Origin of the sequence: Pseudomonas sp. B7, from assembly GCF_016735645.1 — a bacterium.
In the GTDB taxonomy this organism is placed as follows: Bacteria; Pseudomonadota; Gammaproteobacteria; order Pseudomonadales; family Pseudomonadaceae; genus Aquipseudomonas; species Aquipseudomonas glycinae.
Genome location: NZ_JAERRE010000003.1, coordinates 327,973 through 348,046 on the forward strand (window position 1 = coordinate 327,973; position 20,074 = coordinate 348,046).

General features: G+C 61.4%; 17 protein-coding genes and 3 tRNA genes. 1 reads left to right on the forward strand and 19 read right to left on the reverse strand.

The features are described from left to right. Positions 1-314: 314 nt before the first annotated feature. From JKA62_RS10180 to leuC, 19 genes are all read right to left on the reverse strand, one after another. Positions 315-391 (reverse strand) — tRNA-Asp (locus tag JKA62_RS10180). Between the two features lie 93 nt (positions 392-484). Then, positions 485-561 (reverse strand) — tRNA-Asp (locus tag JKA62_RS10185). 55 nt (positions 562-616) lie between these two features. Continuing rightward, positions 617-692, reverse strand: a tRNA-Val gene (locus tag JKA62_RS10190). A 90-nt stretch (positions 693-782) separates the two neighbouring features. Then, positions 783-1,559, reverse strand: coding sequence for an SDR family oxidoreductase (locus JKA62_RS10195; protein WP_041475192.1), 777 nt, complete (start codon positions 1,557-1,559; stop codon positions 783-785). Then, entirely contained in the window at positions 1,556-2,767 is a 1,212-nt protein-coding gene (locus JKA62_RS10200; RefSeq protein WP_201817704.1) for an O-succinylhomoserine sulfhydrylase, read from the reverse strand. The genes JKA62_RS10195 and JKA62_RS10200 overlap by 4 nt, the downstream gene beginning before the upstream one ends. Positions 2,768-2,847: 80 nt before the next feature. After that, positions 2,848-4,353 carry an amidophosphoribosyltransferase gene (gene purF, locus JKA62_RS10205; protein WP_007956466.1) on the reverse strand — a complete coding sequence of 502 codons (1,506 nt, stop codon included), beginning with the start codon at positions 4,351-4,353 and terminating at the stop codon, positions 2,848-2,850. Between the two features lie 41 nt (positions 4,354-4,394). Continuing rightward, on the reverse strand, positions 4,395-4,955 hold the full coding sequence (locus JKA62_RS10210) for a CvpA family protein (RefSeq protein ID WP_007956464.1): 561 nt from the start codon (positions 4,953-4,955) through the stop codon (positions 4,395-4,397). Between the two features lie 98 nt (positions 4,956-5,053). Then, entirely contained in the window at positions 5,054-5,728 is a 675-nt protein-coding gene (locus JKA62_RS10215) for an SPOR domain-containing protein (RefSeq protein WP_011333361.1), read from the reverse strand. Next, positions 5,712-7,019 (reverse strand): bifunctional tetrahydrofolate synthase/dihydrofolate synthase, encoded by a 1,308-nt coding sequence (folC, locus tag JKA62_RS10220; protein WP_011333360.1) that lies wholly within the window; start codon positions 7,017-7,019, stop codon positions 5,712-5,714. The genes JKA62_RS10215 and folC overlap by 17 nt, the downstream gene beginning before the upstream one ends. After that, entirely contained in the window at positions 7,016-7,936 is a 921-nt protein-coding gene (gene accD / locus JKA62_RS10225; RefSeq protein ID WP_011333359.1) for an acetyl-CoA carboxylase, carboxyltransferase subunit beta, read from the reverse strand. Before accD ends, folC begins: the two co-directional genes overlap by 4 nt. 192 nt (positions 7,937-8,128) lie before the next feature. Next, positions 8,129-8,743: a phosphoribosylanthranilate isomerase gene (locus JKA62_RS10230; protein ID WP_011333358.1), complete on the reverse strand. Its 615-nt coding sequence runs from the start codon at positions 8,741-8,743 to the stop codon at positions 8,129-8,131. Between the two features lie 64 nt (positions 8,744-8,807). Continuing rightward, positions 8,808-9,632, reverse strand: coding sequence for a tRNA pseudouridine(38-40) synthase TruA (truA, locus tag JKA62_RS10235; protein WP_011333357.1), 825 nt, complete (start codon positions 9,630-9,632; stop codon positions 8,808-8,810). A 150-nt stretch (positions 9,633-9,782) separates the two neighbouring features. Further along, positions 9,783-12,434 carry a FimV/HubP family polar landmark protein gene (locus tag JKA62_RS10240; protein ID WP_011333356.1) on the reverse strand — a complete coding sequence of 884 codons (2,652 nt, stop codon included), beginning with the start codon at positions 12,432-12,434 and terminating at the stop codon, positions 9,783-9,785. A gap of 209 nt (positions 12,435-12,643) precedes the next feature. Further along, positions 12,644-13,654: an aspartate-semialdehyde dehydrogenase gene (locus JKA62_RS10245; protein ID WP_011333355.1), complete on the reverse strand. Its 1,011-nt coding sequence runs from the start codon at positions 13,652-13,654 to the stop codon at positions 12,644-12,646. Positions 13,655-13,767: 113 nt separating this feature from the next. Next, on the reverse strand, positions 13,768-14,880 hold the full coding sequence (asd, locus tag JKA62_RS10250; RefSeq protein ID WP_011333354.1) for an aspartate-semialdehyde dehydrogenase: 1,113 nt from the start codon (positions 14,878-14,880) through the stop codon (positions 13,768-13,770). Between the two features lie 66 nt (positions 14,881-14,946). Beyond that, positions 14,947-16,029 carry a 3-isopropylmalate dehydrogenase gene (gene leuB / locus JKA62_RS10255; protein ID WP_011333353.1) on the reverse strand — a complete coding sequence of 361 codons (1,083 nt, stop codon included), beginning with the start codon at positions 16,027-16,029 and terminating at the stop codon, positions 14,947-14,949. A gap of 69 nt (positions 16,030-16,098) precedes the next feature. Further along, positions 16,099-16,866: a class I SAM-dependent methyltransferase gene (locus JKA62_RS10260; protein ID WP_011333352.1), complete on the reverse strand. Its 768-nt coding sequence runs from the start codon at positions 16,864-16,866 to the stop codon at positions 16,099-16,101. 35 nt (positions 16,867-16,901) lie between these two features. Next, positions 16,902-17,546, reverse strand: coding sequence for a 3-isopropylmalate dehydratase small subunit (gene leuD, locus JKA62_RS10265; RefSeq protein ID WP_011333351.1), 645 nt, complete (start codon positions 17,544-17,546; stop codon positions 16,902-16,904). An 11-nt stretch (positions 17,547-17,557) separates the two neighbouring features. Beyond that, the gene (gene leuC, locus JKA62_RS10270; protein ID WP_011333350.1) at positions 17,558-18,976 is read right to left on the reverse strand and encodes a 3-isopropylmalate dehydratase large subunit; all 1,419 of its coding nucleotides are present in this window, start codon (positions 18,974-18,976) and stop codon (positions 17,558-17,560) included. Positions 18,977-19,116: 140 nt separating this feature from the next. Here leuC and JKA62_RS10275 point away from each other — a divergent pair, with 140 nt between their 5' ends. Then, complete coding sequence (locus JKA62_RS10275; protein WP_007956444.1) at positions 19,117-20,007, forward strand: LysR family transcriptional regulator; 891 nt, start codon at positions 19,117-19,119, stop codon at positions 20,005-20,007. Positions 20,008-20,074 lie beyond the last annotated feature (67 nt).

The following is a 20,074-nucleotide window of genomic DNA, read 5'->3' on the forward strand; positions in this document are numbered from 1 at the left end:
AAGCTGACCGAAAGGTTAACTTTAAAGGTTTCTGAGCTCGCAGCAAACAACCAGTTACAAAAATTTGACCAAAGAATCAAAAATCAATGCGGCATCGCATCGCAGCGACCCATGGACGCAGGAGAGATTGCCGGGCGGCATCGAACGAGCCACGTCTTGCGTTCGTCGCCGGCTACAAAGGAGGAATGTGGGAAAGGTCAAATTTCAGACACAAAAAACCCCGGTCTTTCGACCAGGGTCTTTGCTATCGATTCCGAATCAACCAGAGGTTGCTTTCGGTGTTTCAAGGCGTTCAGTGGTCCTTGAAACAGATATGGCGCAGCGGACGGGACTCGAACCCGCGACCCCCGGCGTGACAGGCCGGTATTCTAACCGACTGAACTACCGCTGCGTATCGCTTTGAGCTTGCGCTCAAGTAACTCGTTTGACTGAAAGCTTCGGTGCTTTTCAATCGCGAACCAGACAGTGCCTGGCTCGTTAAATATGGCGCAGCGGACGGGACTCGAACCCGCGACCCCCGGCGTGACAGGCCGGTATTCTAACCGACTGAACTACCGCTGCGCGTCGGTGCAGGCACTTTCAGCCTACGTTCTTGCTTACGCAAGTCTCTCGGGAGTGGTGGGTGATGACGGGATCGAACCGCCGACATTCTGCTTGTAAGGCAGACGCTCTCCCAGCTGAGCTAATCACCCGTTTGCATCTCCGAGGCCGCGAAATTTACGCAGGTAGCGAACCTAAGTCAATAGCAGGATTGAAGTTTTTCTAAAAAAGACGAAATTGCTTCATTCCGTATAAATCATCTTCTTGGTCATGCCGCCATCGACCACGAATTCCTGCCCCGTCACAAACCCCGCATTCTTCGACAGCAACCACGCCACCATCGCCGCCACATCCTCGACCGTCCCCACCCTGCCCGCCGGATGCTGGGCATGATCGGTATCGGTCAGCGGTTCCGCGCGCCGCGCGGATGGATCCCGCGCATCGATCCAGCCCGGGCTGACCGCATTGACGCGAATCTCCGGCCCGAGACTGATCGCCAGCGCGTGAGTCAGCGCCAGCAAACCACCCTTGCTCGCCGCATAGGCTTCGGTATCCGGTTCTGACTGCGCCGCACGGGTCGAGGCCAGATTGACGATCGCCCCGTTGTGCGCACGCAGATACGGCGCGCAGTGTTTGGCCAGCAACATCGGCCCACCGAGGTTCACCGCAAGCACCCGATTCCAGTAAGCCAGATCGAGGCTTTCCAGCGTGATGTTGTGCGGATCGGCCACGGCAGCGTTGCACACCAGCGCATCCAGACGACCGAATTGCCCCAGCACCTCAGCGACACCGAGCGCCACCTGACTTTCGTCCGCGACGTCCATGGCAATGAACCAGGCGTTTTCGCCGAGCACCTTCGCCACTTTCGAACCTCGCACACGATCCAGGTCAGTCAGCACCACCTGCCAGCCTTCGCTGATCAGCCATGCCGCGATGCCCAAGCCGATCCCGCGCGCGGCACCCGTGACCAATGCAACGCGGCCATGGGTGCCGATCTTTGGCGTAGACAACTCGATCACAACGCCGCCAGACCGCGCGACAGGTCGGCTTGCAGGTCAGCCACGTCTTCCAGACCGACCGCGATGCGGATCAGGCTGTCACGAATGCCGGCTGCCTCACGCTCCTGCGGCGCCAGACGGCCGTGGGACGTGGTGCTCGGGTGGGTGATGGTGGTTTTGCTGTCACCCAGGTTGGCCGTGATCGAGATCAAACGGGTCGCATCGATAAAGCGCCAGGCGCCCTCTTTGCCGCCCTTGACCTCAAAGCTCACCACCGCGCCGAAGCCCTTCTGCTGACGCAGAGCCAGTTCGTGCTGCGGATGGCTCTTGAGACCGGCGTAATGCACCTTCTCGATGCCATCCTGCTGCTCCAGCCACTCAGCCAGTTGTTGGGCATTGGCGCAGTGCGCCTTCATCCGCAGGTTCAGGGTTTCCAGCCCCTTGAGGAAGATCCAGGCGTTGAACGGGCTGAGGGTCGGCCCGGCGGTACGCAGGAAGCCGACGACTTCTTTCATCTGTTCGCTGCGACCGGCAACCACGCCGCCCATGCAACGGCCCTGGCCATCGATGAACTTGGTGGCCGAATGCACAACGATGTCTGCGCCCAGCTTCAGCGGCTGCTGCAAGGCAGGCGTGCAGAAGCAGTTGTCGACTACCAGCATCGCACCCTTGGCGTGCGCGATTTCCGACAGCGCGGTGATATCCACCAGCTCAGCCAACGGATTGGACGGCGACTCGACGAACAGCAATTTGGTGTTGGACTTGATCGCTGCGTCCCAGGCCGACAGATCGGCCAGCGGCACGTAATCGACTTCCACGCCAAAACGCTTGAAGTACTTCTCGAACAGACTGATGGTCGAACCGAACACGCTGCGCGACACCAGCACATGATCGCCGGCGCTGCACAGACTCATCACCACCGCCATGATCGCGGCCATGCCGGTGGCCGTGGCCACCGCCTGCTCGGCGCTTTCCAGCGCGGCGATGCGCTCTTCGAAGGCGCGAACGGTCGGGTTGGTGTAACGCGAGTAGACGTTGCCCGGCACTTCCCCGGCAAACCGCGCAGCCGCATCGGCGGCGGTGCGAAACACATAGCTGGAAGTGAAGAACATCGGATCACCGTGCTCGCCTTCCGGCGTACGGTGCTGACCGGCACGTACGGCCAGGGTATCGAACGCTACGCCTTCGAGGTCGCTGTCCAGCCGACCGGCATCCCATTCCTGACTCATGCTGTCACTCCTTGCCCTGTTCTCGATAAATAAAAGTCTTTTGCCAGATACAAAACCGGCCCCTAAGGGCCGGTTGAAACTCAGTTGTTGTACAGATCGATGATCGCACTGACCGCCTGGGTCTTGACCTTCGAGGCATCGTTGCGTGCCTGTTCGATCTTGTTCAGGTAAGCCTCGTCGACATCGCCGGTGACGTACTTGCCGTCAAACACTGCGCAATCGAAGTTTTCGATCTTGATCTTGCCGCCACCGACCGCTTCGATCAAGTCAGGCAGGTCCTGATAGATCAGCCAGTCGGCGCCGATCAGGTCGGCGACATCCTGAGTCGAACGGTTGTGAGCGATCAGCTCGTGAGCGCTCGGCATGTCGATGCCGTACACGTTCGGGAAGCGAACAGCCGGAGCCGCCGAGCAGAAGTAGACGTTTTTCGCGCCGGCTTCACGGGCCATCTGGATGATCTGCTTGCAGGTGGTGCCGCGAACGATCGAGTCGTCCACCAGCATCACGTTCTTGCCGCGGAATTCCAGTTCGATGGCGTTGAGCTTCTGGCGTACCGATTTCTTGCGCGCAGCCTGGCCGGGCATGATGAAGGTACGGCCGATGTAACGGTTCTTGACGAAGCCTTCGCGGAATTTCACGCCCAGATGGTTGGCCAGTTCCAGTGCTGCGGTGCGACTGGTGTCCGGAATCGGGATGACCACGTCGATGTCGTGTTCTGGACGCTCGCGCAGGATCTTCTCGGCCAGCTTCTCACCCATGCGCAGACGGGCTTTGTAGACCGACACGCCGTCGATGATCGAATCCGGACGCGCCAGGTAGACGTGTTCGAAGATGCACGGAGTCAGGGACGGGTTGGTCGCGCACTGACGAGTGTGCAGCTTGCCGTCTTCAGTGATGTAGACCGCTTCGCCCGGTGCCAGGTCGCGGATCAGAGTGAAGCCAAGCACGTCCAGCGAAACGCTTTCGGAGGCGATCATGTACTCGACGCCTTCGTCGGTGTGACGCTGACCGAACACGATCGGGCGGATGCCGTGCGGGTCACGGAAGCCGACGATGCCGTAACCGGTCACCATCGCCACAACGGCGTAACCACCGACGCAACGGTTGTGCACGTCGGTCACGGCGGCAAACACGTCTTCTTCGGTCGGTTGCAGCTTGCCGCGCTGGGCCAGCTCGTGGGCGAACACGTTCAGCAACACTTCCGAGTCGGAGCTGGTGTTGACGTGACGCAGATCGGATTCGTAGATCTCTTTGGCCAACTGTTCAACGTTGGTCAGGTTACCGTTGTGCGCCAGGGTGATGCCGTAAGGCGAGTTGACGTAGAACGGCTGAGCCTCGGCCGACGTCGAGCTGCCGGCAGTCGGGTAACGGACGTGGCCGATACCCATGTGGCCGACCAGGCGCTGCATGTGACGCTGTTGAAACACGTCACGCACCAGGCCATTGTCCTTGCGCAAGAACAACCGGCCATCATGGCTGGTCACGATACCGGCAGCGTCCTGGCCGCGGTGCTGGAGCACGGTTAGCGCGTCATACAGCGCCTGATTGACGTTCGACTTACCGACGATACCGACGATGCCACACATGCGACGCAACCCCTACTTAATGGATCTGAACTGAACAACACTCACTGAGGCGTTTTGGCCGACGGCAAGAGTTGCTCCTTGAACGGAATATCAGCGGGTACGCTGATTCCGCTGGCAAGCCACTGACTGCTCCACCCGAGAATCAGGTTCTTGGACCAGTCTGCGACCAATAGAAACTTTGGCACGAGCTGTGATTCTTTCCACCACCCGTCCTGCTGTACCGGCCCCAGGCTCAACAGCCCGACCGCCACGACCACCAGCAACACGCCACGCGCAGCGCCGAAGGCCATGCCGAGGAATCGATCGGTCCCGGACAACCCGGTGACGCGAACCAACTCGCCGATAAGATAATTGATCATTGCGCCCACGATCAGTGTGGCGACAAACATGATGGCACAGCCCGTGATCACACGAGCCGACGGTGTTTGAATGTATCCGGCGAGGTACTCGGACAGTGAGCCACCGAACATCCAGGCAACGGCTCCTGCAATGATCCAGGTCACCAGCGACAATGCTTCTTTGACGAAGCCGCGGCTCAAACTGATCAAAGCGGAGATGGCGATGATTGCAACGATCGCCCAGTCAACCCAGGTAAATGGCACAGTGCAGCCTACAGACGGATAAGGCGGCGCATTTTAGCAGAGCGCATGGCTGTCGGTAAGCTGCGATTTTCAGTGCATTTCTATCGAAGTGATAGATATCAGCCGCGCTCGGGCTGGAAGCGCACCACAAACCCCTTGAGGTTCTGCTGGCGGCTCAACAGATCACGCAGACGATCAGCTTCTGCGCGCTCGATCAGCGGGCCGACGAACACCCGGTTCTTGCCATCGGCCGAACGGATGTAAGCGTTGTAACCCTGGCTGCGCAGGGTTTTCTGCAGGCTTTCGGCGCTGGCGCGGCTCGACAGACTGGCCAGTTGCACCGACCAGCTCACCGACAGGCCATTGGCATCGACGCGGCTCTGGGTGGTATCCGGCTTGGCAGACAATGCAGCGATCGGCTGAGCCGGGGCCGTGGTTGGCTTGACCACGGGAACGGGAACGGGAGCGGGAGCCGGCGCAACCGGTTTGGCCACCGGCGCCGGAGCCGGGGCTGGCGCGGCGGAAGCAATCGGCGCCGTCGGCACAGCCTGCTCGGCGACTTCGTCATCGCTCGGCACTGGCTCTTGCGGCAGAACCTGAGGCTCGGGTACGGCCACGGTTTCCATCTGGATCTGCGCCACGGCGGGCGCTTGCGGCGCAGCCGGCGCCTCGACGGTCACCTGACGCTGTTCATCCTGACGGGAAAACAGCATCGGCAGGAAAATCACCGCCAGCGCCACCAGCACCAAGGCACCGACCATGCGCTGTTTGTACGCTTTATCCAGCAAAGCCATTTGCCGCTTCCTCCGTGGAGCGCCGAGACAGCCATTCGAGGGCCTCGGCGACACAATAAAATGATCCGAACAGCAAGATCTCGTCGTCGCTGGTGGCCACTGCACACTGCTCTTCCAGCGCAGCCGCCACACTGTCATAAGACGTGACCGAGGCGCCAAGGTTCTGCAGTGCAACATTCAATTCAGCCACCGGACGCGCACGCGGCGAATCCAGCGGCGCCACCGCCCAATGCTGGACACTGGCATTCAATTCACCGATGACACCGTCCAGATCCTTGTCCGCCAACAGGCCGAACACCGCCAGACGCTTGCCGACCGGCGGACGCGCCGCCAGACGCCGGGCCAGATACTCCGCCGCATGCGGGTTATGGCCAACGTCCAGCAGCAGGTTCAAGCGCTTGCCGTTCCATTCGAACGAGCGACGATCAAGACGACCGACCACGCGAGTCGCCTGCAACGCCGCAACAATCTGTTTGGCATCCCATGGCAAACCGAGCAGCAGATAAGCCTGCAACGCCAGCGCAGCGTTTTCCATCGGCAGATCAAGCAGCGGCAAATCGCGCAGCTCAACGACCTGACCGTCAGCATCGGTACCGCGCCACTGCCAGAATTGATCCGTGATACCCAGATCGAAATCGCGCCCGCGCAGGAAGAACGGGCAAGCGAGCTCGCGCGCCTTGTCCAGCAGGGGTTGTGGAGGATTCAGATCGCCGCACAGCGCAGGCTTGCCCTGACGGAAAATCCCGGCCTTCTCGAAGGCCACGGATTCGCGGGTATTGCCCAGGTAATCGGCATGATCGACACCAATGCTGGTGACCAGCGCGATGTCGGCATCGACCACGTTGACCGTATCCAGACGCCCGCCCAGCCCGACTTCCAGCACCACCGCGTCGAGCCCGGCCTGTTGAAACAGCCAGAACGCCGCCAGGGTGCCCATTTCGAAGTAAGTCAGGGAAGTGTCGCCGCGCCCCGCTTCGACCGCCGCGAAGGCTTCGCACAGCTGCGCGTCAGTGGCTTCGACGCCATTGAGCTGCACCCGCTCGTTGTAACGCAGCAAGTGCGGAGAATTGTAGACACCGACGTTCAGGCCCTGCGCTCGCAGCAATGAAGCCACGAACGCGCAGGTCGAACCCTTGCCGTTGGTGCCGGTGACCGTAATCACCCGAGGCGCCGGCTGGCCCAGTCCCATGCGGGACGCTACCTGTTGCGAACGCTCCAGCCCCATGTCGATGGCCGATGGATGCAACTGTTCAAGGTAGGCGAGCCACTCGCCAAGGGTGCGCTCGGTCATACGTTGGCAGGCACCGGCGGAACGACGATCGGCTCGATCGGCGCAGCAACGAATTTAGGCGTCGGTTTGCCGGTCAGTTGCGCCAGCAGGTTACCCAGACGCGGACGCAGTTCGCGACGATCGATGATCAGGTCGATGGCGCCGTGCTCCAGCAGGAACTCGCTGCGCTGGAAGCCTTCCGGCAGTTTTTCGCGCACGGTCTGCTCGATCACACGTGGACCGGCGAAGCCGATCAGGGCTTTAGGCTCGCCGACGATCACGTCGCCCAGCATCGCCAGACTGGCGGAAACGCCGCCGTAGACCGGGTCGGTCAGCACCGAGATGAACGGAATGCCTTCTTCACGCAGACGCGCCAGAACAGCCGAAGTCTTGGCCATCTGCATCAGCGAGATCAGGGCTTCCTGCATGCGCGCACCACCGGAGGCGGAAAAGCAGACCATCGGGCAACGGTTTTCCAGCGCGTAGTTGGCGGCGCGCACGAAGCGCTCACCGACGATGGCGCCCATGGAACCGCCCATGAAGCTGAATTCGAACGCCGAAACCACGACCGGCATGCCCAGCAGGGTGCCGCTCATGGAAACCAGTGCGTCTTTCTCGCCGGTCTGTTTCTGGGCAGCGACCAGGCGGTCCTTGTACTTCTTGCCGTCACGGAATTTCAGACGGTCAACCGGCTCAAGGTCGGCGCCCAGTTCGGTACGGCCTTCGGCGTCCAGGAAGATGTCGATGCGCGCACGTGCGCCGATGCGCATGTGGTGGTTGCATTTAGGGCAAACGTCCAGGGTCTTTTCCAGCTCCGGACGATACAGCACAGCCTCGCAGGACGGGCATTTGTGCCACAGACCTTCAGGGACCGAGCTCTTCTTGACCTCGGAACGCATGATCGAAGGGATCAGCTTGTCTACCAACCAGTTGCTCATGCTTTCTTTCTCCAGTACCGGCGGCCCGAACGCTCTGGTTCGCGGCCCCGCGTATGCCCTTCAGCTAAATTCATGTGTGGCGATGATCGTCCGGACTGCCGGGTCAGCGGAACTGACCTGCGCACACCCCGAAAAGACCCTCAGCCTCTTTTCTACAGAGCTGTGGACGGCGGCAGTCTGCCAGCCGTCACATCAGCGTACGGCGTTGATGAATGCACGAATCTTTGCGTGATCCTTGATGCCCTTGCTCGCCTCTACCCCGCCGCTGACATCCACGGCATACGGCCGCACCCGGGCTATCGCATCGGCGACGTTCTCCGGCGTCAGGCCGCCGGCCAGAATCAACGGTTTGCTCAAGCCTTGCGGAATCAATGACCAGTCGAACGCTTCGCCGGTTCCGCCGGGCACGCCTTCGACATAAGTGTCGAGCAGCACGCCGCTGGCGCTCGGGTAGGCATCGCAGGCAGCGGCAATGTTATCGCCCGCCTTGACCCGCAAGGCCTTGATGTACGGCCGGTGCCAGCCCTCACACTCGGCGGCGGTTTCGTCGCCATGGAACTGCAGCAGATCCAGCGGCACGGCATCGAGGATTTCCCCGAGCTCGCAACGGCTGGCATTGACGAACAGCCCGACCGTGGTCACGAACGGTGGCAAGGCGGCGATGATCGACCGCGCCTGCTGCACGGTCACGGCCCGGGGACTTTTAGCGTAGAACACAAAACCAATGGCATCGGCCCCGGCCTCGACGGCTGCCAACGCATCTTCTATGCGGGTAATCCCGCAAATCTTGCTGCGAACGGCTGACATGTCGATAAAAACCCCAAGGCAAATCCGAGAAAGTCCCGGATGGTAACAAATGCGTTCGAGGGCGTCAGCCGTCAAGTTCCGCGAAACCCGTAAGGAAATGTGGCCCGATGAAACGCTCGGGCAACGGGAACTCGTCGTGGTACTCGACCTGCACCAGATACAGGCCGAACGGATGCGCCGTGACCCCGCCGGAACGCCGCTCACGGCTCTCCAGCACTTCTTTCATCCACTCCACCGGCCGCTCGCCGGCACCGATGGTCATCAGCACGCCGGCGATGTTGCGCACCATGTGGTGCAGGAACGCGTTGGCGCGGATGTCCAGAACGATCATTTTGCCGTGACGGGTCACGCGCAGGTGATGCATCTGCTTGATCGGCGACTTGGCCTGGCACTGGCCGGCACGGAAGGCACTGAAATCATGGGTACCGATCAGGTACTGCGCGGCCTCGGCCATGCGCTCGACGTCCAGCGGACGGTGATTCCAGGTGATTTCTTCGTTGAGATGCGCCGGGCGGATCTGATCGTTGTAGATCACATAGCGATAGCGCCGGGCAATCGCCTTGAATCGCGCATGGAAATGCGCCGGCATGATCTTCGCCCAACTGACGCTGATGTCGTGGGGCAGATTGATGTTGGCGCCCATGACCCAGGCTTTCAGCGAGCGGTCGACCTGGGTATCGAAATGCACCACTTGCCCGCACGCATGCACACCGGCGTCGGTGCGCCCCGCGCATTGCAGCGAGATCGGCGAGTCGGCGACCTTCGACAGGGCTTTTTCCAGGGTTTCCTGCACGGTGAGCACACCGGTGGACTGACGCTGCCAGCCGCTGTAGCGCGAGCCCTTGTATTCAACGCCCAGCGCGACGCGGAAAAAGCCTTCGGGTGCCATTTCGGCGGCCGGGTTATCTATGTTTGCCAAGTCGGTACAGCCTGCTGATCTACAAAGGCGGGCATTATAAGGCGGCGGGACGGGGAAACCAGACCCAAACAAAAACGGCAGCCTCATGGGCTGCCGTTCTGTTTAGCGCTGAATGCCGACTCAGGCCAGATGCGAAAGCATTTCGCTCGCTTCGCTCTTCTGCTTGTCGTTCCCCTCGCTGATGACTTCATTGAGGATGTCGCGCGCACCGTCGTTGTCGCCCATGTCGATGTAGGCCTGCGCCAGATCGAGCTTGGTCGCGGCTTCGTCGGTGCCGGACAGGAAGTCGAAGTCATCCTCACCCAGATCATCACCCAACGCAGCATCAGCTTCGGTGAAGCTTGGCTCGTTGATGCTGCTCGACAGACGATCCAGCTCAGCGTTGACGTCATCCAGCTCGGCGGCGAACGCATCCGGCTCGGCTGGCGCAGCGTCCATTTCGTCAGCCAGGGACAGGTCGAAATCGGCTGGCAGCTCCAGATCGTCCTGCGGCACGTCGGTAACGGCCGGGGTTTCGACCAGCGGCAGATCCTTCACGCCTTCGTCCAGATCCAGCAGGAAGTCATCGTCTGCCAACTCGACCGGCGCAGGCGCAGGGTCGGCACCGAGATCCAGATCCAGGTCGAAGTCCGACAGGTCGTCGAGGTTTTCCTTGATGTCGGTCTGCTTTTGCAGCACCGACTCGAAGCTCAGGTCGTCGTCAGTCGGGAATGCGTCCAGCTCGACCGGCGTTTCCGGCTCGACAGCCGCCACAGGTTCAACTGGCGTGATGTTGTCGAGATCATCGAGGCTCAGGTCGAAAGCGCTGTCCAGATCGTCATCTGCCGCAGCAGAAGCAGCCGGCGCTTCAGGCTCGTCGAGCAGCAGCTCCTTGACGTATTCCGCGTCCAGCTCGGCGGCAATGGCCGCTGCCGCAAGACCGCTGGCCGCGACGACCGCCATGGCCGGGAAGCGGCTTTTCAGCTCTTCGACCTTGGCGAAGTTGTCGCCATTGGCAACCAGTTGACGCTCCTGACCGACGAAGGCATCGCGATCACCCTGGCGACCGTAAACCTCCATCAGCTTCAGACGCAGATCGCTGCGCTGCGGCTCCAGGCTCACGCCCTCCTCCAGCAACGCGGCGGCCTGATTCAAACGACCGCCGTCGATGTGCGACTGCGCCTTGTCCAGCACGTCGTCGGAACGCTCGGCGGCCGGCGCCACCAGCGGCGCGGCGATCGGCTCGGCCATCACGACGGGCGCAACTACAGCAGCGGCGGCAGGCGCCGCAGCTGGAGCTGGAGCTGGAGCCGGGGTCAGCTTGACGCTGGCGGCTGGCACCTCCAGACCTTCGAAGCTGCTTTCCGGCAGATCGAGATCCTGGGAGAAGGACTGCTCCTCCAGCGCACGTGCCATACGCAGGTGTTTTTCGGCTTCCTGTTGCGCCTTGCGGCGACGGGCCAGCAGCAACAACAGGAGCAGCAGGACCACTGCACCGCCACCGACCAGACCCAACAGGATTGGATTGGTCAGCAGTTCATTGAAGGTTTTTTCGTCATTGGCGGCCGGCGTCGTTTCAACCACAGGCTCGACAACCGGCTCGACCGGGGCCGGAGCAGCGGCCTCAGGCGCAGGTGCGACTGGCGCAACCTCTGCAGGAGTCGCCGGTGGCGTGGTTGCCAGTTCCGCAGTGATCGCAGGAACAACAGGGGCCGTTGTGGCCGGAGCCGAGCCCGAACCTTCGGCCTGCATTTTCGCCAGTTGATTGTTCTTCAGCTCGATCAGGCGTTGCAGCTTGTCCAGCTGGCTTTGCAGATCGGCCATGCGGCTTTTCAGCTCTTCGTTGTCACGACGGGTGGTGTCGAGACTTTCCTGAGTGACCGCCAGTTTGTTGCTCAGGGCCTTGGCATCGCCGGCCGGACCCTTGCCACGCGCCTTGGCGCTTTCGGCTGACACCAGGCTCAGGTTGTCCTTGGCGTTTTGCGCAGCACCGGTATTGGCGCGACCACGATTGGTCGCATCGAGCTGCTGCTGACCGGTGCCCGGCTTGGCCACATAACGACGACCCTGCCGCCAGGCTTCGTTCTGCGCCGCCACTTCGGCAATCGCTTTGGACTGCGGCAGTGCGGTGCTTTGCACCTGATCCGGCAGACGCAGCACCTGACCGGTTTTCAGGCGGTTGATGTTGCCGCCGATGAACGCGTCCGGGTTCAAGGCCTGGATCGCCAGCATGGTCTGCTGCACCGAACCGCCGGTGCGCGCCTTGGCGGCGATTTCCCACAGGGTGTCGCGCGGCGTGGTGGTGTGGGTCGAATGCGTGGCGCCGGTAGTCGGTGCGGTGATGGTTTGCGCCGGAGCAGGCTGGGCGGCGGCATCAGCGGTCTGCGGCGAGAACTTCGACGGATCCAGCAGCACGCTGTAATCACGCAGCAGACGGCCGTTCGGCCACATCACCTGCACGAGAAATTTCACCATCGGTTCCGACAGCGGTTTGCTCGAGGTGACGCGCAGCACACTTTTGCCGCTGGCGTTGAGCACCGGGGTGAACGTCAGATCATTGAGGAAGGCCTGGCGATCGACGCCAGCCTTGGCGAAATCTTCCGGCGAGGCCAGGCTCGGCACCACTTCGGCAGCGGTCAGATCCTTGACATCGAGCAGCTCGATTTCCGCCACCAGCGGCTGGTTCAGGGTCGACTTCAGGGTCAGCTCCCCGAGCCCGAGGGCATGCGCCATACCGGAGGACAGCGCCGAGGCGGCCGCTATTGCTAACACCAGTTTGCGAACTTGAACCATAGCCTCTTCCTTTGTTTGAACGTTCCTCGGCCAGCGAGAAGATGTTGATAGTCGCTGCCGTAAGGCATTGCGCGCGACGACGACAGCATGCCGCGCGCGATCATTTCTTTGATGCCCCGGAAAGTCCCGGAGGGTGTCGCGTCATCAAGCGATCTGGCCAAGCATAGCGCCCGGCTAGAATCAGTCGACAAATTGTTGCCAAGTATCTTTTACAGCAGGTCTTTTATCAACAACTCGGCGACCTGCACGGCGTTGAGGGCCGCACCTTTGCGTACGTTATCTGACGTCAGCCACAGATTAAGTTCCGACGGCTCGTCGACACCGGCGCGCACCCGCCCGACGTAGACCACGTCCTGCCCGACCGCGTCACCGACGGCGGTCGGATAATCGCCGGCCTCGACCAGCTCGATACCCTCGGCCTCTTCAAGCGCGGCGTTGACCTTTTCCAGGTCGACCGCGCTCGCTGACTGCAAGGTCACGCTAAAGCTATCGCCAAAAAACACCGGGGCTTGAACGCAAGTTGCGGAAATCTTTAATAAAGGCTTGGCCAGCACCTGACGCAGCTCGCGCACCAGACGTTTTTCCAGCAGCGTGTGACCTTGCGCGTCGGGCGTACCGACCTGGGCCAGCAGGTTGAAAGCCATCTGCCGGTCGAAGAATGTCGGCTCCAGCGGACGCATGTTCAGCAGCTCGGCGGTCTGACGTGCCAGCTCGGTCACGGCTTCGCGGCCTTGGGCGGAAACCGCCAGATTGGCGGTGACATGCACATAGTGCAGCTCGATCAGATCGAGCAGCGGCGCCAGCACCACGGCCAATGTGGTGGCCGACGGGCTCGGGCTGCAGACCTGGAACGGTGCTTTCAAACCGGCCAGCACATCGGCATTGGCTTCCGGCACCACTTGCGGCGCCTGATCCGCCGGCAAGGCGCCAGACAAATCGACCAGCGAGCAACCCGCCGCGTGAGCGCGGGCGGCGTAACTCAGGGTGATGGCCGGGCCGGCGGCGAAGAACGCCAGTTTGACCTTGCTGAAATCGAACTCGTCGACTTCGCGCACGCGCACGTTCTTGTTGCGAAACAGCACCGAGCTGCCGGCGGATTCGCTGCTGGCCAACAGGTGCAAGGTGCCGACCGGGAAGTCGCGCTCCTCGAGAATCTGCACGAGGGTTTCGCCGACAGTACCGGTGGCGCCGATCACGGCAATATCAAGGGTCTGGGTCATGTTGCTACCTCTGGCGAAACGGGGGGAGCGGCACTTTACCGGGTGGCCGCCACGCAGGCAAAAAAAAACCCGCGCCTCGTGCAAGGCGCGGGTTCTTTCATTGCATCAAGCGATCAACGCTCAAGCAGGATCCGCAGCATGCGACGCAGCGGTTCGGCCGCGCCCCACAGCAGTTGGTCGCCGACGGTGAAAGCACCGACGAACTGCGACCCCATGTTCAGCTTGCGCAGACGACCGACCGGAACGTTCAGGGTGCCGGTGACTTTCGTCGGGCTCAGCTCCTGCATGCTGATTTCGCGGTTGTTCGGCACCAGTTTGACCCAAGGGTTGTGCTGGCTGATCAGCCCTTCGATGTCGGCGATCGGCACGTCTTTGTTCAGCTTGATGGTCAGTGCCTGGCTGTGGCAACGCATGGCGCCGATGCGCACGCAGATGCCGTCGACCGGGATCGGGCTCTTGAAGCGACCGAGGATCTTGTTGGTCTCGGCCTGGGCCTTCCACTCTTCGCGGCTCTGGCCGTTCGGCAGTTCCTTGTCGATCCAAGGGATCAGGCTGCCGGCCAGCGGTACACCGAAGTTTTCGGTCGGGTAAGCGTCGCTGCGCATGGCTTCGGCCACACGACGGTCGATATCGAGGATCGCGCTGGCAGGATCGGCCAGTTGATCAGCGACAGCGGCGTGGGTCGCGCCCATCTGCTTGATCAGTTCACGCATGTTCTGCGCGCCGGCGCCGGAGGCCGCCTGATAGGTCATGGCGCTCATCCACTCGACCAGACCGGCCTCGAACAGACCGCCCAGGCCCATCAGCATCAGGCTGACGGTGCAGTTGCCGCCGATGTAGTTCTTGGTGCCCGCATCGAGCTGCTGGTCGATGACCTTGCGGTTGACCGGGTCGAGAATGATGACGGCGTCGTCGTTCATCCGCAGGCTCGAGGCCGCGTCGATCCAGTAACCCTGCCAGCCGGCTTCGCGCAGCTTCGGGAACACTTCGCTGGTGTAGTCGCCGCCCTGGCAGGTCAGGATCACGTCGAGGGTCTTCAGCTCTTCAATGCTGTAAGCGTCCTTGAGCGGAGCAATGTCCTTGCCCACGGACGGGCCTTGGCCACCGACATTGGAAGTGGTGAAAAACACCGGCTCGATAAGATCGAAATCCTGCTCTTCCAGCATCCGCTGCATGAGCACGGAACCGACCATGCCGCGCCAACCGATCAGACCTACACGTTTCATCGCAACTACACCTTCTTGAAAAGTGGGCCGCTGCTTTGTATTGAATTTCGCAGCGGGCCCGAGAGATTACAGATTCCGCAGCGCGGCGACTACTGCGTCACCCATTTCCTGCGTACCGACTTTAGTGCAACCGGTCGAAAAGATGTCGCCGGTGCGCAGGCCTTGATCCAGCACTACGCTGACCGCTTTTTCGATGGCATCGGCCGCTTCGTGCAGATTGAAGCTGTAACGCAGCATCATCGACACCGACAGGATGGTCGCCAGCGGGTTGGCGATGCCTTTGCCCGCGATGTCCGGCGCCGAACCGTGGCAAGGCTCGTACATGCCCTTGTTGTTGGCGTCCAGCGAGGCCGAAGGCAGCATGCCGATGGAACCGGTGAGCATCGACGCTTCGTCGGACAGGATGTCACCGAACATGTTGTCGGTGACGATCACGTCGAACTGCTTCGGTGCACGCACCAGTTGCATGGCGGCGTTGTCGACGTACATATGGCTCAGTTCGACGTCCGGGTAATCCTTGGCGACCTGCTCGACCACTTCACGCCACAGCTGGCTGGACGCCAGCACGTTGGCCTTGTCCACCGAGCACAGTTTCTTGCCACGCACGCGGGCCATGTCGAAACCGACACGGGCGATACGGCGGATTTCACTCTCACTGTACGGCAGGGTGTCGTAGGACTGGCGCTCGCCGTTTTCCAGGGTACGGGTGCCGCGCGGCGCGCCGAAGTAGATGCCGCCGGTCAGTTCACGGACGATCAGGATATCCAGGCCGGCAGCGATTTCCGGCTTCAGGCTCGAAGCGTCAGCCAGTTGCGGGTACAGGATCGCCGGACGCAGGTTGCCGAACAGGCCCAGTTGCGCACGGATTTTCAGCAGGCCGCGCTCAGGGCGGATGTCACGCTCGATGGTGTCCCATTTCGGGCCGCCCACGGCGCCCAGCAGCACAGCGTCGGCAGCGCGGGCACGATCGAGGGTTTCGTCGGCCAGCGGCACGCCGTGCTTGTCGATGGCGGCGCCACCGATCACGTCATGGCTCAGCTCGAAGCCCAGGCTGTACTTTTCGTTGGCCAGCTCCAGCACCTTGACCGCTTCGGCCATGATTTCCGGACCAATACCGTCGCCTGGGAGAATCAGAATCTGCTTGCTCATGCTTTCCTCGTGTCTTCAGTCGGTGCGCCATCGAGGGGCGCGCCGGGAAAAATGCTTGTCGTTCGAAACTTACTTTTCGGCCCAGAGCACCAGTACATCTGTACTGAACGAACCATCGGCCTCAATCTCAAAATATTCGCGCACTTCGTTGCCCATCGATTGCTGCAACTGGCGGATCGCGGCGCGCATCACTTCGGGTGTGCGCATGCGCTCGACCCAGCTGTTGTACTCCAGACGCAGGCGCTGACGCGTGGTGCTGCGGGTGTGCAGACCGGCCTCGCTGACCTGGCGCAGCCACTCACCGGCGGAATAATCGCGCACATGGCTGGTGTCGCGCAGCACTTCGACGCTCTGCAAATAGGTGTCGAACAGCGGACTGCCCGGCGACAGCACATCGATGAACGCCGCCACGCCACCCGGTTTCAGCACCCGGCGCACTTCGCGCAAGGCCACGCCGAGATCGCTCCAATGGTGCGCCGAATAGCGGCTGAACACGAAGTCGAATTCGCCATCGGCAAACGGCAGACGCTCGGCGGCGCCGTTGACCGTGGACACGTTGCTCAAGCCGCGATCAACGGCAGCGGCGGCCACCACGTCGAGCATCTGCTGCGACAGGTCATAGGCCACCACTTCTTTCACCAACGAGGCGACGTGAAAACTCACGTGCCCGGCGCCACAACCCAGATCCAGCACCCGCGCCTCGCCCTGCCCCGCCAGCTCAGCCTGCAGCAGCGCAAATTCAGTGCCTTGAGCGTGAACGGCGCTGCTCAGGTAGGCGGCGGCCTGTTCACCGAATTGCTTTTGTACAACCTGACTGTGCTGGGCGGTGCTGGTCATGGGTACGTCCTTTTCTGGGTTTCAACCTTTCAGATTCACGCGTCGCGGAACAACCATGGCTGGCTCGCGCGATGCCTGGCTTCAAACGCGGCAATCGCATCGCCGTCCTGCAGGGTCAGGCCGATGTCGTCCAGACCATTGAGCAGGCAGTGTTTGCGGAAGGCGTCGATCTCGAAGCGATAGACCTTGCCGTTCGGGCTGGTCACGGTCTGCTCGTGCAGATCGATCTGCAACTGATAGCCCGGCGCGGCCTCGACCTGTTTGAACAGCTCGTCGACTTCGGCGTCGCTCAAGATGATCGGAAGCAAGCCGTTCTTGAAGCTGTTGTTGAAGAAAATGTCGGCATAGCTCGGCGCGATGATGCTGCGGAAACCGTATTCTTCCAGCGCCCACGGCGCGTGTTCACGGCTGGAGCCGCAGCCGAAGTTTTCGCGGGCCAGCAACACGCTGGCGCCTTGATAACGCTCGGCGTTGAGTACGAATTCCTTGTTCAGCGGACGCTTGGAGTTGTCCTGATACGGCTGACCCACATCCAGGTAACGCCACTCGTCGAACAGGTTCGGACCGAAACCGGTGCGCTTGATCGACTTCAGAAACTGCTTCGGAATGATCTGGTCGGTGTCGACGTTGGCACGATCCAGAGGCGCGACGAGACCAGTGTGCTGGGTAAAAGCTTTCATGCTGCGCTCCTTTAGATCAATTCACGAACGTCGATGAAACGACCGTTCACCGCCGCCGCAGCGGCCATGGCCGGGCTGACGAGGTGGGTACGGCCACCGGCGCCCTGACGGCCTTCGAAGTTACGGTTGGAGGTCGAGGCGCAATGCTCGCCGGACTCCAGACGGTCCGGGTTCATCGCCAGGCACATCGAGCAACCCGGCTCGCGCCATTCGAAACCGGCTTCGAGGAAAATCTTGTCCAGACCTTCGGCCTCGGCCTGCGCCTTCACCAGACCCGAGCCCGGCACGACGATGGCCTGCTTGATGGTCGACGCAACCTTGCGACCCTTGGCGATCACCGCCGCAGCGCGCAAGTCTTCGATGCGCGAGTTGGTGCAGGAGCCGATGAACACGCGGTCGAGCTGAATGTCAGTGATCGCCTGATTGGCGGTCAAACCCATGTATTTCAAGGCGCGGACGATCGAGTCGCGTTTGACCAGATCCATCTCTTTAGCCGGGTCCGGCACGTTCTGATCAACGGCCAAGACCATTTCCGGCGAAGTGCCCCAGCTGACCTGCGGCTTGATCTGCGTGGCGTCGAGCTCGACCACGGTGTCGAAATGCGCATCGGCGTCGGACACCAGGTCTTTCCAGGACTCGACCGCCAGATCCCACTCGGCACCTTTCGGTGCGAAAGGACGACCCTTGACGTAATCCACAGTCTTCTGGTCCGCCGCCACCAGACCCACGCGGGCGCCGGCTTCGATGGACATGTTGCAGATGGTCATGCGGCCTTCGATGGACAGATCGCGGATCGCGCTGCCGGCGAACTCGATCGCATGGCCGTTACCGCCAGCGGTGCCGATCTTGCCGATCACCGCGAGGACGATGTCCTTGGCGGTCACGCCGAACGGCAACTGACCTTCGACGCGCACCAGCATGTTCTTCATTTTCTTGGCGACCAGGCACTGGGTGGCGAGCACGTGCTCGACCTCGGAAGTGCCGATCCCGTGGGCCAAGGCGCCGAACGCGCCGTGGGTCGAGGTGTGCGAGTCGCCGCAGACCACGGTCATGCCCGGCAAGGTCGCGCCCTGCTCCGGGCTGATCACGTGAACGATGCCTTGGCGCACGTCGTTCATCTTGAACTCGACGATGCCGTATTCATCGCAGTTGTCATCGAGGGTCTGAACCTGCAAACGCGAGACCTGGTCGGCAATGGCTTCGATGCCGCCCTTGCGCTCCGGAGTGGTCGGTACGTTGTGGTCCGGGGTGGCGATGTTGGCATCGATGCGCCACGGCTTGCGTCCGGCCAGACGCAGGCCTTCAAAGGCTTGCGGCGAGGTCACTTCGTGAATGATATGACGATCGATATAGATCAGCGCCGAGCCATCGTCGCGCTGCTTGACCAAATGCGAATCCCAGAGCTTGTCGTAGAGCGTTTTGCCGGCCATCAGACGGTTCCTCATCAGCTTGTTTCTATGCCCTGGGCTTATCAATAACCCTTTGGCTTGTGAGGCCGATCCTATGGGGTTAGATTAAATAACTCAAATTCATATTTTTTATGCTTTGGATAACCAACTGGAATGCGAACATGGACCTGGCCAACCTCAATGCTTTTATCGCGATTGCCGAGACTGGAAGCTTCTCCGGCGCCGGCGAACGGCTGCACCTGACGCAACCGGCGATCAGCAAACGCATCGCTGGCCTGGAGCAGCAACTGAATGTGCGGCTGTTCGACCGGTTGGGCCGTGAAGTGGGTCTGACCGAGGCCGGCCGGGCCTTACTGCCACGGGCTTATCAGATTCTCAACGTACTGGACGACACGCGCCGTGCTCTGACCAACCTGACCGGCGAAGTCACGGGTCGCCTGACTTTGGCCACCAGTCACCACATCGGCCTGCACCGCTTGCCACCGCTGTTGAGGGAATACACTCGCCGCTACCCGCAGGTTGCGCTGGATATTCAGTTCCTCGATTCGGAAGTGGCCTACGAGGAAATTCTCCATGGCCGGGCAGAACTGGCAGTCATCACCCTGGCGCCGGAGCCGCACACGCTGGTCAAAGCCACGCCGGTCTGGGATGACCCGCTGGATTTCGTGGTCGCCCCGGAACATTCATTGATCAGCAATGGCGCCGTCACATTGGCGGACATTGCCGGCCATCCAGCGGTTTTCCCCGGCGGCAACACCTTTACCCACCATATTGTCCAACGGCTGTTCGAGGCTCAGGGCCTGACGCCGAACATCGCCATGAGCACCAACTACCTGGAAACCATCAAGATGATGGTGTCGATCGGCCTGGCCTGGAGTGTTTTGCCGCGCACGATGCTCGATGAGCAGGTGGCGCGCATACCTTTACCGGGCATACAGCTCAGTCGCCAGCTAGGCTATATCCTGCACACTGAAAGGACGCTGTCGAATGCTGCACGGGCGTTTATGGCCCTGCTGGACGCTCAAATCGATCTGCCAGGGACTCTCGGCTAACTTGTGCTACTCCTATAGAGCTGCCGCCCCTGTGCCAAACGCCCAAATCAGCTCAAGGCCCCTTAAC